General features: G+C 39.5%; 21 protein-coding genes. 4 read left to right on the top strand and 17 right to left on the bottom strand.

Features of this window, described 5'->3' with window-relative positions; genetic code table 11:
- Positions 1–10 precede the first annotated feature (10 nt).
- The 17 genes from FEK29_RS12115 to FEK29_RS17975 form a co-directional block, all read right to left on the bottom strand.
- Entirely contained in the window at positions 11–358 is a 348-nt protein-coding gene (locus FEK29_RS12115; RefSeq protein ID WP_138258704.1) for a hypothetical protein, read from the bottom strand.
- The gene (locus FEK29_RS12110; RefSeq protein ID WP_044638301.1) at positions 358–558 is read right to left on the bottom strand and encodes a hypothetical protein; all 201 of its coding nucleotides are present in this window, start codon (positions 556–558) and stop codon (positions 358–360) included. The genes FEK29_RS12115 and FEK29_RS12110 overlap by 1 nt, the downstream gene beginning before the upstream one ends.
- Positions 559–562: 4 nt before the next feature.
- The gene (locus tag FEK29_RS12105) at positions 563–943 is read right to left on the bottom strand and encodes a peptidoglycan-binding domain-containing protein (protein WP_138258703.1); all 381 of its coding nucleotides are present in this window, start codon (positions 941–943) and stop codon (positions 563–565) included.
- A 12-nt stretch (positions 944–955) separates the two neighbouring features.
- Positions 956–1,363, bottom strand: coding sequence for a hypothetical protein (locus FEK29_RS12100; RefSeq protein ID WP_138258702.1), 408 nt, complete (start codon positions 1,361–1,363; stop codon positions 956–958).
- 11 nt (positions 1,364–1,374) lie between these two features.
- A complete protein-coding gene (locus FEK29_RS12095) occupies positions 1,375–1,848 on the bottom strand; it encodes a hypothetical protein (RefSeq protein WP_102995003.1) in 474 nt (157 codons plus the stop codon).
- Between the two features lie 10 nt (positions 1,849–1,858).
- Entirely contained in the window at positions 1,859–2,044 is a 186-nt protein-coding gene (locus FEK29_RS12090) for a hypothetical protein (RefSeq protein WP_138258701.1), read from the bottom strand.
- Positions 2,044–2,538, bottom strand: a complete 495-nt coding sequence (locus FEK29_RS12085) for an N-acetylmuramoyl-L-alanine amidase (protein ID WP_138258700.1) — start codon at positions 2,536–2,538, stop codon at positions 2,044–2,046. Before FEK29_RS12085 ends, FEK29_RS12090 begins: the two co-directional genes overlap by 1 nt.
- Before the next feature lie 4 nt (positions 2,539–2,542).
- Positions 2,543–4,279 carry a YncE family protein gene (locus tag FEK29_RS12080; protein ID WP_138258699.1) on the bottom strand — a complete coding sequence of 579 codons (1,737 nt, stop codon included), beginning with the start codon at positions 4,277–4,279 and terminating at the stop codon, positions 2,543–2,545.
- Positions 4,276–5,082 (bottom strand): hypothetical protein, encoded by an 807-nt coding sequence (locus FEK29_RS12075; RefSeq protein ID WP_138258698.1) that lies wholly within the window; start codon positions 5,080–5,082, stop codon positions 4,276–4,278. Before FEK29_RS12075 ends, FEK29_RS12080 begins: the two co-directional genes overlap by 4 nt.
- The gene (locus tag FEK29_RS12070) at positions 5,082–5,504 is read right to left on the bottom strand and encodes a hypothetical protein (protein WP_138258697.1); all 423 of its coding nucleotides are present in this window, start codon (positions 5,502–5,504) and stop codon (positions 5,082–5,084) included. Before FEK29_RS12070 ends, FEK29_RS12075 begins: the two co-directional genes overlap by 1 nt.
- Before the next feature lie 10 nt (positions 5,505–5,514).
- On the bottom strand, positions 5,515–5,742 hold the full coding sequence (locus tag FEK29_RS12065; protein WP_044638292.1) for a hypothetical protein: 228 nt from the start codon (positions 5,740–5,742) through the stop codon (positions 5,515–5,517).
- Between the two features lie 9 nt (positions 5,743–5,751).
- The gene (locus FEK29_RS12060; RefSeq protein WP_138258696.1) at positions 5,752–6,300 is read right to left on the bottom strand and encodes a hypothetical protein; all 549 of its coding nucleotides are present in this window, start codon (positions 6,298–6,300) and stop codon (positions 5,752–5,754) included.
- 11 nt (positions 6,301–6,311) lie between these two features.
- Positions 6,312–6,731 (bottom strand): hypothetical protein, encoded by a 420-nt coding sequence (locus FEK29_RS12055; RefSeq protein ID WP_138258695.1) that lies wholly within the window; start codon positions 6,729–6,731, stop codon positions 6,312–6,314.
- Between the two features lie 10 nt (positions 6,732–6,741).
- Positions 6,742–7,311, bottom strand: a complete 570-nt coding sequence (locus tag FEK29_RS12050) for a hypothetical protein (RefSeq protein ID WP_138258694.1) — start codon at positions 7,309–7,311, stop codon at positions 6,742–6,744.
- Between the two features lies 1 nt (position 7,312).
- Positions 7,313–7,957: a hypothetical protein gene (locus FEK29_RS12045; protein WP_138258693.1), complete on the bottom strand. Its 645-nt coding sequence runs from the start codon at positions 7,955–7,957 to the stop codon at positions 7,313–7,315.
- A gap of 103 nt (positions 7,958–8,060) precedes the next feature.
- Positions 8,061–8,948, bottom strand: a complete 888-nt coding sequence (locus FEK29_RS12040) for a hypothetical protein (protein ID WP_138258692.1) — start codon at positions 8,946–8,948, stop codon at positions 8,061–8,063.
- Positions 8,949–9,002: 54 nt separating this feature from the next.
- Entirely contained in the window at positions 9,003–9,158 is a 156-nt protein-coding gene (locus tag FEK29_RS17975; protein WP_158651290.1) for a hypothetical protein, read from the bottom strand.
- 396 nt (positions 9,159–9,554) lie between these two features.
- Between FEK29_RS17975 and FEK29_RS12035 the strand changes: the two genes are divergently transcribed.
- From FEK29_RS12035 to FEK29_RS12020, 4 genes are read left to right on the top strand one after another with little or no spacing between them, the layout of a single operon-like run.
- The gene (locus FEK29_RS12035) at positions 9,555–10,325 is read left to right on the top strand and encodes a DUF6577 family protein (RefSeq protein ID WP_138258691.1); all 771 of its coding nucleotides are present in this window, start codon (positions 9,555–9,557) and stop codon (positions 10,323–10,325) included.
- Positions 10,322–11,377: a nucleotidyl transferase AbiEii/AbiGii toxin family protein gene (locus tag FEK29_RS12030; protein ID WP_138258690.1), complete on the top strand. Its 1,056-nt coding sequence runs from the start codon at positions 10,322–10,324 to the stop codon at positions 11,375–11,377. The genes FEK29_RS12035 and FEK29_RS12030 overlap by 4 nt, the downstream gene beginning before the upstream one ends.
- A 9-nt stretch (positions 11,378–11,386) precedes the next feature.
- On the top strand, positions 11,387–12,181 hold the full coding sequence (locus FEK29_RS12025; RefSeq protein WP_138258689.1) for a cation transporter: 795 nt from the start codon (positions 11,387–11,389) through the stop codon (positions 12,179–12,181).
- On the top strand, positions 12,178–13,983 hold the full coding sequence (locus FEK29_RS12020) for a DUF2779 domain-containing protein (RefSeq protein WP_138258688.1): 1,806 nt from the start codon (positions 12,178–12,180) through the stop codon (positions 13,981–13,983). The genes FEK29_RS12025 and FEK29_RS12020 overlap by 4 nt, the downstream gene beginning before the upstream one ends.
- Positions 13,984–13,985 lie beyond the last annotated feature (2 nt).

Here is a 13,985-nt window from a genome sequence, read left to right as displayed (position 1 = left end):
ATTCTTGCATTTATGATTGGAGCATATCTGTTATCTGTTTGAGGGCTGCATGCTTTTCTATACCCGATTCGTTTAGCTGCAAAGCCAATTTTTTGAGCTTTTTCTCTTTCCTCTCGGAAGGTTTGGCTAAATGCCATCGAGTTAAATTCCATAGCAAAACGTGCTGTTCGTAATCCAATACTTTGAGCTCTTTTTCAAGAAGTTCTTTGTTAGCCTCATCCACCTTTAAATCCTTTTCCCAACGACTTAATAAGCGTTTAGAAATGACCGTTTTCCCCAAAGGAGAATACGCCCAAGCCACATAACCGGCTCCGGCAAAAACGGATATAGCGAATAATGCAATGACCTTCTTATTCATTACTGAGCTTCCATATTTTTTACAATTCCTCGAATACCAAAAACGATGAGCGTAATCACCAAACCTGAACCCACGAGGTACAAGCTTGTCTTTCTCAAAGTCTCATCGGTCATTGTGATTTTGATGTCGGTTTTTAATCCATCATCGCTAAACACATTGTCCAAATAGTTTTTTATGCCTGTTCTTTCTTCTGTTTCCATGGTATTAGCTTATGGTTTTAAACTTCTCCTGAGACACGGTTTTAGTGCCAAATACCTTCTGAACTGCTGCTTCTGTTTTCGGACCAAACTTGCCATCAGTATCTATTCCCGATCCTTTTGAGTTCAGGTAGTTTTGGAGTTTCTTTACATTGGTTCCACAGGTTCCGAATTTCAATGGGAAACTGCTATCGGAATACATACAACTAAATGAGCGAACTCCTGAAGAACTGCTCGAAGTGGTTGTTCCCTTAATGCTTGCAGCAAATTGCTGTTTCTCTTTTCGCTTTTTCAGAAAATACCATACGCCAAAACCGGCTGCTGTAACTGCCAGTCCAGCTCCGATCCATAGCATTTTATTATCTAGTTTAATTGTCTCTTTCTTCATGTCTTTTAGGGTTTAATATTGAACTACAACTGCATCTTCACGCACATAACCTTCGGTTTTGCCTCCCACAGGTTTGGTCAATTTTATTTTGTACCAGTAATAGCCATCTTCACCTTTGAGGCGTTCTAAAATGGTTCCCACCGGATTACTTTCTGCTTGTGTTAATAGGTTGTGCGAGAAATCCATGGTAGTCCAGTTCTCATTATCCACCTTCGCAGAGCTTCTTATATTCACATAACCTTCGGATCCGTAATGCACTTTTTTACCAATGAGCTTTTGCTCTTCTCGTTCCTTTTGTTTGCCACTTGTAGTGCGGTTTTTTCGGTTCTTGATAAACTTGTGAACTCCAAATCCTGCAAGGGCTAAAACGACCGTGGCTACACCACCTATAATTAAATATTTCTTTGTCTTTGCATCCATAATTCTAAAGGTTAATAGCTTTCTAAAATGTCTTTTACTCGTGCCACTTCATCGGCATCATCTAGGTAGTAAGTGATGTACTCTGCCAAACTGCCGTATTTCATGGCACTGAACATTCGAGAAATCAGAGAAAGGTTATCAGCACTTCCGGCTTCTTCTAAAGCTGAATAAATGGCTCCTTCATCATCATTATACCAGGAACCGGCATCATAAATTTGGGTAGCCAGTTGTTTTGCTCTATCGTGGGAAAGTGTAATTTTTTCCGGACGAGCATAATTCGGATCAAAGCCTTTGTAGCTCATAATGTCACGAATCTTCTTGCTGCTTTTACAGTCGGCAATTCCTGTTTTGCAAAGAATCGGACGTATCACTCCAAAGTAGGTAATGCCAATACCTACTAGGATAATTCCCCCTATGATATAAGGGGTAGCCTTGTTCTGTGATAAGCCTTCAACGGCTTTCGCTCCTGCAACTGCTCCTACCATAATAATTGATTTATATGCCTATAATTTCTTCTGTGGTTTCTTTCACTTCACTTTTGGTTAAGCCATTATCTTCCAAAAAGGACTTTAAGCGGTTTTTGATTTGCTCTTCCTTTTTAAGAGCCGTTTGCTTGTCGTACTTAATGTAGATCTGTCTGCCTAGCCAAAAGCCTATTGCCAATGTGATTACCGTTCTCATTAGTCTTCTTCTTTGTAAATGTTTGCCTCTGAAATACCGATGCTTTCCAACCACTTAGGAACATCAAAACTTGGACAAGCCTTGCTTGCTCCAGGAGCTTGATTATGTCCTAAAACCTGAATATGAGGATGGCGTAATAGCATGAACTTTACGTAGGTTTCCAAAGTGCCTTTTTGCTCTTTAGTCCTTGTGTCTTTTGGCTTTTCACCACTTTCATCAACACCACCTACATAAACCACATGCCTTGAATTGCCGTTGATACCACGCACTCCGTTGGATATTTCCCATGGATCCACTTGATCGTCTTGGTTGAATGGTATGATGTTTACAAGCTCTCCATCGAGGTACACGATGTCCGAATATCCCGGACGGTTCCAACCTCTTCCTCCCAAATGTTTTGGATTGGTGTGCATGCGAATAATATCGTCCTTAGTGAGCTCTTTACCTTCAGGACTTGCGGTACAGTGAATGACCAGATAGTTTAATTTTCCCATTGTTTTAAATTTTAATTGTTGGTATTAAATATTTGAATTGAAGCTGTTTGTAATAGACCAAAATGGTAATGGTCTGTCCGGGAGCTATCTTAAACTCCCATGTCGATTTTCCATCAATCACATCACCACGAACGGCTGTTACTTCTGCTACATCGAGGTAGTTTTGTGGACTTTTGTAATTGTTGAATGAAATCGGGGTAACGTGTTGTTTCCCTGTCGGACTTTGGTGAATCAATTTTAAGCCACTTGCTCGGTTTTCATCTGAAAACACAAATTTGGCATGCTTCACTAGTGCAGGTTTGAACTGAAATTCAGCTCGCTTTTCAGGATAACTTTCATTAATGGTGATGTCGCTACTGCTATCGGAATAACCAATAAAAGCAAGGTTGCCACCACTTGTGTTGGTCGTAAACACCTCGCCACTTGGTAAGGCAGTTATTCCTATGTTCGGTGAATTGTTCAGCGACAATGTTTCTGAAATCGTTCCATTAGTGGAATAGATATAGATTAAGCCTGTTTGATTGCTCAACACGTATAAAAATCCATTAACCGGATTATAGATGATTCCGCTAGGTTGAAATCCTAGTGGATAGGTGTTTTCAATATTGTGAGTTTCAGGATTGAGCTCCAGTAATTCATTACTGTTCTTGGCTATCAAAAACAAGCTAGTAGTCGTTTCTGTAAACTCCGTTGGATAATCTCCTGTCGCATTTATTTCACTTAGCAGATTATCGGCTGTATCAAAAATGCTTACCGAATCTGAACTTGAATTGCTTACCCAAACCGTTCCTTGCTGATTCCACACCGAAACTGTTCTTGGATCCTCTCCAGTATTTAAAGTCGCTACTACATTATAGCTAGTACTGTCAATTTTGGATAAGGTGTTATCCAATAAATTGCTCACATAAAAACAGCTATTTTCAGGATTGTAAGCAATGGAAGTTGGTCGATTGCCAACCGGTATAGTTTGAATGATGTTGTGGGAAGCATCCAGTATTCTAACTGTATTCTCGACCGAACAAACTACCCATGCTTCTCCATTAAAAGGATTAAAAGCAACATCCACTGGAGAAACAAATCCGGGATAAACATTACCCAAAGCAACGGTTTTTACAATTGCTCCTGATGTGTCCATGATAGTAACACTATCACTCAACTGATTAGCTACATAGAGTAAGCCATTGAACGAATTGAAACCTACATTTTGAGGATGTACACCAGTCTGTACTTCTTGATTTACTTTGTGATCCTGAACATCTCCGGGCAATGGCTTACTGATAGAAGTACCCATATTGGCTCCCCATAAATTGATGGTTCTAACCGAAGTACCATTATTGGTAAGGGTAATTTGTGTTTTGGATATTTCAGGTAAATGAACTGCCTTTTCCTCGTAGTTCTTCTGAACTTCCAATGCTTTTTGGGCAAAGGCTTTTAATTTCTTTTTCTTGCGTTTGGCTTCATCAAAGTCATTGGAAACATCCATCACACCTGACACCGTTCCCCATGTTTTTAAGTCCTTTTTAAAGGCTTTAGCATAGTTGGGGTTTTGAGCCATTAATGCCTGATGAATGCGAGCATTGGAAATACCAATAAAGTTGCTTTCGGTATCATCACCGTGCAACTTAGTTTCTTTGTCTGAGGTACTTATTGACTTTTCGTCCTTATCGTTTTTGAAAAGGAAATAACCTGTGCCAACCACCGCCAAAGCTCCCAATAACCCTATTTTCTGCTTGCTGTTCATACGGCTTTGGCTTTGTGGTTTAACATGATTTCTTGGGTATTGCGATACCTGTCAATGAAATTGATAATGTCCTGAGCTCTTGTTACATGCTGACTACCCACGGTTTCGGGATGCATGGCAAATACTTTTGTAGCAGCATATACCGCTTCGATTTTTGGGTATTGTAAATCCAAATAGAGCTTTAATGCAGCTAAGTCTGCCGGACGTTCTTCTCTCGTTGGTATCTGAAAGTGTTGGCGTTCATGCAATAGCACAAACATCCTTACAGGAATAGTAAAGTGCTTGAATGCTTGATTGGAAACTTGTATTCTACCGGTCTGACGGTTGGTTCTTGCAGGGGTAACCATGGTATTGCCAAACTGGTCTTTAATCACCGGTAGCAACTGAATCAAAAACTCGTGATCGGGTGAATCGAAAAATCCGGGTTTGTATGTACCGCTATACTTTGCAAAGTTTTGAGCAAAGTCAATGAATCGGTGTATAGCAGGTTGAGCCCATATTTCAGAGGCTTTCATTTTTTCCACCTCAAATTTTTCAATCACATAGCCATTGTCTTCACTGGTTTCGCTATTGTAAATTTCTACCAACAAGGTTTCAGGAGACAAAGGCATAGGAATAGATATTTCCTTGTAATTCATACCGTCTCTTATTGCAGAAGGCTTGAAAGGAACCTTTCTTCTGAAATAATAGGAATTAGCTCTATGGGCATCATAACCTTTAAGGGCAACAATGACCGGTCGAAGGGCTTTGATTCCTACCTTCAAAACAAAACGATTGTTGTATGTTGGTACTGGTACTAACATTAAGCGGACTGGATTTGTACTTTCTTATTCTTTTGCATGACTGAAAAGCCGTATGCAGCAATCACTAGCACGGCAATTCCCCCGATAATCATTACTTCTTTTGAAATGCCCTTCTTTTCAGGCTGCGGAGCAGGTTGTCCACCACCCATGGAAATATCATAGTCCGATGGTGTATCGTCTTTGAAAAATCCCACGATATTGCCTAGCGTACTGGTAATACCTTCCACACCTCCAGCATTTTGGAAGTTCTCTTTTTGCTTTCCCCACCATTGTTGACGTTGCTCTTTTCGAGCTGCTTTTTCTTCGGCAGTACGCTTTGGCTTTGCCTGTTTGTTGGGATCTTTCTTAAACAGGTTTTTCAAGAAGTAATCGTAATTATCTTCTCCACCGTGCATGATATATTCTGTTTCTCCTGCAATCATCTTGATTCATTTATAGGATTCTTAATATTCTAAGCGTAGAACCTTGTGGCTCATAGTTTACCGCCTGATAACCTTTTCCGACAAAGGGGTAGCTTTTGGCTTCTCCCGGAGGCAAAGGCACATTGTTCACAAGAGCTGTGCTTGTTCCCACGTTCTTGATGGAAGCGAAGAGAAAACCTTGGGGTAAGTTTCCGTTGGTTGTTGCTTCTTCTTCCGTTATTTGAGCGAGTATGTCCATGCTTGTTCATTATTTTCTTATCATTCCAATTACTACCAAAGCAGCCACACCTACACCCACAAAAACCAAGGTCTTCTTGCTCATGCCAAATGGCAACATAGAAGCTTGTTGTGGTTGATTTTCTGTGCTTTCTGTTGTTAAACTGGTAGTGGTTTCCGAAGCCGTTGTTTCGGTTTGTTCCATCGGTTTAGTGCTTGGTTCTTCTGATTTAGAAGAGCTCTCCACCATGGCTTTTTTCACCTGTGGTTCACTAACTATGGGTTCTTTTTTTGGAGGTAAATCGGGAGCAATTTGCTTAACTACCGGTTTGGAAGTTCGCACTGGAGCAGGACGACTAAACCTTGGCCTTCTGCCTTTAGCTATTCGTTTTTCATCCCTTTTTTCTCTTCGGGCAATGACTTTAGGATTTTGGCTTCGCTTTTCCTTTCTCTTTTTGATCCACTTGCCAATGAATTCATCGTACTCAAATTCATTTCCTAAGCCATCAACAAAATTGTCTTCCTCTTCCAAAAGACCTCCGTAAAACTTCAATTCATATAATGGATTTGCAGCTATCATACTTCAATTTTTTAAGCAGTTTGTACTGGAGCAGCAGCTCCTTTTTTCTTCATGGATTGATACACTAAGCCTCCAACTACAAGCAATCCAATGACAATCATTACCGGGCTTCCCATGCCTGCTTTTTGCACTTGCGGTGCAGGGGGTTGTGCCGTTGCAGTCGGTTGTGGTGCTTGCTGCATCATCATTTGTGGAGCCATCTGCGGTGTTGGTGCAGGTGTAGGTGAAGCCAATTGCTTGGTTAAACTTGTTTCTGCTCTTAATGACTCTGTCTCGGCACGCCTTTGGTCATTTTTTAGCTTTCGCTTTTCCATTCTTAGCTTATGCCTTTCGGCTTTTCGTTGCTTACATTTTCTGCCAAAGCATAAAAAGTTGTCCCACTCATTTGTAGGCTGACCGGTTATTCCGTAGTTATAATTGCTTAATTCCATGATCTATCGTTTATGAAGGATTTACATTGATTGAATTTTTTCTCTGCCGGAAATAGAAGAAGCTGATAATGCCCAGTAAGCCCAATACACCGATAATGAGGTATAGGCTTTTCTTGCCTGCCAACTTGCGTTCTTCGGCAGCAGCTTGTTGTTCCTGGGCTTTCATGGCAAGCATGTTATTCAGCATTTCTCTGCGAGCTTCTTCTTTCGCCATTTTCTGCTTGTTCTTGCCACCAACAATACTTCCCACAGCTCCGGATATTCCGGCAATTGCTCCGGCTATGGCTTGTACATAATGGTATTCATCTTCATCGGGATTATAGGCGGTTTCTGATTCCACCATTTTGCTAAGTAGTTCAGTGAGCTCCCTGTTGAATGCTTTGTTTTGAAGGGCTAAACCTTCCACCAATCCATTGGCAAGAGATATTTTATCGCTTGTTGGAACCTGAATACCGTATCTATCCAAAAGCATTTTATAGGGCTTTGGATTTTTGGCAACTGCTACACCTATTAAGGATAGAGCAGCTTTGGATTGCTGATTAAGTGCCTGTGTATTTTCCTCTTTAACTATTCTAATCATCTTAGTTGCTTTTTATGGAGGATCCGATGAGTACACCGGCAACCAGTGTTAAGCCCAAAATCACTAATCCGTCTTTTGAAACAGAAAAGCGATCCTTGTCTTTGGGTTCTTCTTTTGTTGGGGTTTCAGCGGTTAATTTTCGCTGTCTTAATTCATTCCAAACCAGTTGAACTTCTTCCATTAGGGATAAGTCTTCCGGCTTTTTATTGGAGGCTGCCAGTACTTCCTGATAGTGTTTTTCCAATTGAGAAGTGGTCATGTCCACCAACTGATCAATGTAGTCGCCTACATCCAAATTGGAATCACCACCGAAGTTGCTGTTGCCACAAGCTCCACAAAAGTTGGATTCAGGATTAAAGGAGCTACTTCCACATGCACCGCAAAAGCTATCTTCCCTTTGGTTATTTTGGGGTTGGTTCAGTTTCAGAATCAAATCTTTTTCCGGATGAAACGTTAACAGATGCGGAACAATGTTTTTGCCTTGTGTTTTCACCAGTTCCTTAGTAGCCTTCACTAAATCGTGAATGTTCTTAGGAGGATGATACCCTTGGTCAAACAAAAATTTGCGTGCACCATCCGGATTGCCATACACGATGTATGCAATGCGATTTTGTGCGTATTTCGACCTTGTTAAACTTTTCTTCATCGTATTTCAATTTGAGTTTTACAAAAACAGCCAAAGAGCTATCGCTGACTTTGGCTGCTTAATGGTTTACCTGTTATGAGCCTGTTACAGCTTGCATAGGTTCTTATCTTCTTCTGCGTAAGAATCCTCTACCTCCAGGTCGTCTTCTCATTGAAATACCACGTCTGCGTTTAACAGGGCTTGGTCTTTTTCTGACAATCTTCTTTACCAGTTTCTTAGGCTTCAACCCAAAGGCTGATGGCTTCTTACTTCTGATTAAGTCTAATTGAGGAAGACCGGTAGTTCTTGGAGCAGTTGAAAGCTCGGCAACATTTTTACCATCCAATAGGTTACCCATGTTGGCTCTTGCTTTGATTGTGAAGGTGAATACCACCGTTACACCATCTTTAAGCAATAGTCTGATGCTGTCTTGTCCTGTAACATCCATCTCAAAGTTGTGGTCATCAATCAAACCTTGAGTGAAGTTTTGAGGTGAAGTCGCATTTCTAGGTTGGTAAACTCTTACCGAATTGCTTCCTGTTGCTGTCCTTTTGTTGATTTTCAGCACATTGTCAAACTGCAATGGATTGGAAACCGACATTTTCATTCCCACAATCTTGAATGGGTTGGCTTTTGATTCCTCCCTTACTTCTTTGTGTGAACTCTCTTCAACGCTTACCGTTACACCGGCAGGTTGTGCTGCTTCTTCGTTTGCTCCAAACAGAATGGCTTCTGCATCGGCTCCGGAAGTGTTTTTTACTACTACGGTTAAGGTACGGTCGTTCGGGTCAATACGTCCGATAGAATTTGTTTTGTAACTATCGTACATGTCGTCATCATCGGCAGGAATGTATTCTACTTCTTCATCGTAGTATTCATCCTCATCGTAATAACTGTCTTCATGACCTTCAAAACCGGTATCGAAGTCATCTTCTTCATACCCATCGTAGTCATCGTATCTGTCTTCGGCATCATCTTCGTATGCCATCAACTCATCGTTATATGGATTCATTTTGAATGCTTTTTTAAGTGTTTGTAACTAAATTCAGGTAGCCCCACCATGGAACTACTTCTTTGTTTCGCTGCTTTCTGCTAACTTTTTAGCTTTTGCTTTCTCCATAGCAGGGTCAATCACTTTTTTGGTTAGGATTGTACCAATCACAAAAACTCCTAGTGAAACTCCTGCCATAATGCCAATTGATTTCCAATCAGTATTTTTCATTTTTTTATCGTTTTAAATTTTTAAATCTTCCGAATTGAACTGTGCGGTTTTTAAACCAATTGAGATGCTAAGGTCAGGGGAAAACAAGCCGAGAAAAAGGGCAAAAATTGTCCTTTGGTGAGTGTTTGTTTATCGACAAACTTTAAGGCAAAAACTTGGAATAGTGCGGTACAAAAAAGGAAGCGATTTAATTTATCCTAGGTATAAATTAAATGGGTATTGGAATTTATGTAGGGGATAAATTCAGTTACTTAAAAATTTACTCAAAAATGCCAGTAAATACATTTTACTGGCAAAAATGAGTGTTTCTAAAAAATGTCATTATATTTGCACTATTGGCAAAAATGAGTAAATCCAAAATATGCCAAAAAAGTTAAATACTGGCAAAATTGAGCTATGTCTAAAATCATTGACCGTCAAATATCGAAGCATTTTAAAGGCAAAGGGCATTTCAACCGAGATACCCTCAGTTCCTTTTTAACCGATTTGGATCCAGAAATCACAGAAAGTGTTTTAACCTGGAGAATTCATGATTTGGTGAAACGCAAAGTGATTGATCAAGTGAAAATGGGTATTTACACGATTTCCGACAAAGTAGCTTACCAGCCATTTGTATCAGATAAACTGGCACGATTATCCAAGATTGTAGCAAAGGAATTTGATGAATTGGATTACTGCCTGTGGAGTACCGAATGGCTGAATGATTTTACCCGACATCAATTGGGAACCTTTTTTTATATACTGGAGGTGGAAAAAGATTTTGTAGAGGAAGTATTCAATGCGTATTCCGAATCTAAACAGTACCGGGTGTATCTCGATCCAAAAGAGGACATCATGGAAAGGTATGTGGAAAGTGAAATTTCTATCATTATCAAACCACTCATAACCCGATCACCAATACAGAAAATTGCCATCAAGGAAAAATCCAAGGATAAGGTCTATGTGCCGACCTTGGAGAAAATACTAATTGATGTGTATAGCGATACCGTCACCTTCTATGCCATTCAGGGAAGTGAAATGGATACACTGTTTGAAAATGCTTTGAAACGCTATCAAATAAACTTCACCAAGCTCATTAGCTACGCTAGAAGAAGAAATAAAGAAGAACAAATTAAAAGTTACTTAGAGAACAACTTTGGTGACTTTGTTAAAGATATTTTAGAATGATAAAAGCACATTGTTTTACCAAAGAATGGATCAACGGCTTTAAGCAGCAAAAGCATTTGAAGCGTATCAACCCTCCGATATTGGAGAAAATGATACACGCCCTTTCCTTGTTGCAGCAACTTAAAGCTCATTGTTTAGATTTTACCTTTAAAGGCGGAACAAGCCTTGTTTTACTACTTGCTAAATCGAGACGATTTTCGGTAGATATTGACATTATTACTACCCAAAGTCGTGAAGAAGTTGAAGCTGTCCTGGACAAAGTGGTAGCTAATTCACATTTCAATAAATGGGATCTACAAGATAGAAGAAGCTACAAAGAAGGTGTACCCAAAGCTCATTACGAATTTGATTATGAATCAAGCCTGAATCAAAGTGCTCATTTTGTGTTATTGGATATTCTATTTGAGCAAACCGATTACCCTAGATTATTATCGGCTCCCATTCAATCGGAGTGGATTGAATCCGAAGACGTGTTGGAAGTAGCTGTTCCCTCTATAGAATCTATTTTAGGAGATAAACTCACGGCATTTGCACCCAATACCGTTGGAATCCTTTATGGCAAGGACAAAGAACAGGAAATTATTAAGCAACTCTTTGATATTGGATGCCTCTTTGACGAAGTAGAAAACGTAGAAGAAATTGCGTTGAGTTTTGAGAAAATTGGTGCTAAGGAAATCAACTATCGTGAACTGGAAATTGGCTTAACAGAGATACTGGATGATATTTTCACCACTTCTTTACTCATAGCCAAACGAACCAAAAACACCGAAGAGCCGGACAAAACAAGGTTTACCGAACTCACTACCGGAATACGCAGGTTTGAAGGTTTTTTGATAGCAGAGAACTTCAAAATAGAAGATGCCATACTTGCAGCAGGAAAAGCAGCTTACCTCGCTAAACAATTAAAGAACAAAGACCATTCAACGATAGAGAAATTCAACGGTCAGGACATCAGCAAACTGGAAATTTCTGGAGAGTTAAACTTTCTTAACAAGCTCAAAAAGTCGAGAGACAAAGCAGCATTTTTCTATTGGTATAAGGCGTTGAATTAAGAATTGATTATGGATAAAAGTATATTTAAAATAACACAAATGGATTGTCCTTCGGAAGAAAGTCTAATTCGAATGAAGCTAGACTCTGTTGAAGGTATTAAAACACTGGATTTCAATATTTCTGACCGTAAATTGACTGTGTTTCACGAGGGAAATTTGCCTGAAATTGAGATTGCTATTAATAAATTAAAACTTGGCGATCAACTCATATCTTCAGAAAAGACCGAGGATGTTAAAATGCCAGAAGATAAAAAGCAAAGCAAACTATTATGGACGGTGCTTATTATAAACTTTGTGTTTTTTACCATAGAGCTAACAACAGGTTGGTTTTCTAAATCAATGGGATTAGTTGCGGATAGTTTGGATATGCTAGCTGATTCAATTGTTTATGGATTGAGTTTGTTTGCGGTTGGTAAGTCGGCTATACGAAAAAAGAAAGTAGCCACCTTAGCAGGTTATTTTCAAATACTACTTGCTGTAATTGGTTTTATTGAAGTACTAAGAAGATTCGTAGGATCAGAAACATTACCCAATTTCTCAACCATGATATTGGTTTCCATTTTTGCTTTGATTGCAAATGCTATTTGCCTTTTTCTTCTCCAAAAATCAAAATCTAATCACGAAGCACACATGAAGGCAAGTATGATTTTTACTTCTAATGATATAATTATCAACTTAGGAGTAATAATGGCAGGCTTATGTGTAATGTTATTGAATTCAGGGATACCGGATCTAATAATTGGTAGTATAGTATTTATTCTTGTAATAAAAGGAGCTTTTAAAATTTTGCAACTTGGAAAATGAAAACCGACTTTTCAAAAATATTATCTAAGTCCGATTTTAAGGTAGCTCGTAGCTGCCCGACCAAGTTGTATTACAAGAAAAATGGCTATCCATCTTCCAATGATGGTAACGAATACATGGAATACCTTGCGGAAGGTGGTTATGCCGTTGGCAAATTGGCTACGCTTCATTTTCCGGAAGGTATTCGCATACAAAATGAACTCGGACTGGAAAGTGCCATAGATCAAACTAAAGAAGAGCTGCAAAAAGAAAAAGTAGTTCTTTTTGAACCGGCATTGTTAACGAAAGGCAAAGTGGCTGCCATTGACATTTTAGTCAAGGAAGGCAATCGTTTTGAGATTATTGAAGTGAAGTCCAAAGGCTTTGATTCCGATAATCCGAAATTTGACAAAGGTTGGGATGAATACCTAGAGGATATTGCTTTTCAAAAAGAGCTATTACAGGAAGTATTTCCGGATGCTCATATCGACTGTTTTCTGTTTGTTCCGGATAAAGCCAAGCGAACCCAAATAGATGGCTTAAATGCTTTGTTTGAGCTCAAAGAAGTAGAAGCTCACAATCAGTTTAAGTTTTACGAGATTGAGTTTATTGGTGATCCTGAACTTATCCGTAAGGATGATATTATGGTGAAGGTGGATGTAAATGATGAAGTGAAAAAACGTAGCTCCATCATTAAGAACGCCATCAAAGTTTATTCAGAGAGCTTAGAGAAGGGAGAGAAAATTCAGGAACCTTTGAATATTGGTTGCTTCTCTTGTGAATACAATGCCGGAGAAGATAAAAACGGCTACCATGAATGTTGGAAAGGAATGCCGGAACCGGAATTACATATCAGAGATGTGTACCGTTTGGGGAATATTAAAGAAAATAAGGAATCCGTTGCCAATGCTTTAATTGGGGAAAAGAAACTGGATGTAGATGCCTTGCCTGAAAAAGCGTTTGAAGGTGTTTGGGGTGAACGCAGATTGATACAGATCAACAATACTAAAGCTCAATCGGAATGGATAGCCAGGGAATTGAAAGAGGAAATCAACTCGTGGAAATATCCGCTGCATTTTATTGACTTTGAAACCTGTATTACGGCTTTGCCTTTTCATAAAGGCATGCGACCGTATGAAATGAGTGCTTTTCAATGGAGTTGCCATACCATTAAACAACCAGGAGCTGAACCAATTCATAGCGAATGGCTCAATACCGATCCTAAATTTCCAAGCTTTGCTTTTGCAGAAAGTTTGATGAATAAGGTCGGATATGATGGTACACTTTTGATGTGGAGTTCACATGAAAACACCACCTTGCGAAACATCTATTACCAAATGGAAGAGTACAACCAATCCATTCCGGGATTAAAGCGATGGTTGGAATACGTGGTGAAATTCGATAAAAACGGAGCCGGAGCCTTTGTGGATATGAACGACTTGGCATTGAAATACTACTTCCATCCAGTAATGAAAGGACGTACCAGCATCAAAGTAACGCTGCCGGCTGTTTTGGCTGCCAACAATTCTAAACGCACCGAAAACTGGCTGTCCAATTTTGATGAAGGCATCAATTTATTGCATTGTGGCGAAGACGGAATAATTGAGAACCCATACAAACATTTACCACCCATCGACTTGTTGGAAAATGCTGAAAAGGTAAACGAAGGAACCGGAGCAATGCGAGCTTATGAGGATATGCTCTTTGGTATCAGCAAACACCAACCGGAAATAAAAAAAGCCTACAAAGAGGCTTTATTACGCTATTGCAAACTGGATACGCTTGCCATGGTAATTATTTGGGAGCATTGGAGAAATTTATAGCT

Origin of the sequence: Maribacter aurantiacus (assembly GCF_005780245.1) — a bacterium.
GTDB lineage: Bacteria > Bacteroidota > Bacteroidia > Flavobacteriales > Flavobacteriaceae > Maribacter > Maribacter flavus.
The sequence above is the reverse complement of the archived record's forward strand: the minus strand, read 5'-3'. Positions and strand labels throughout refer to the sequence as shown.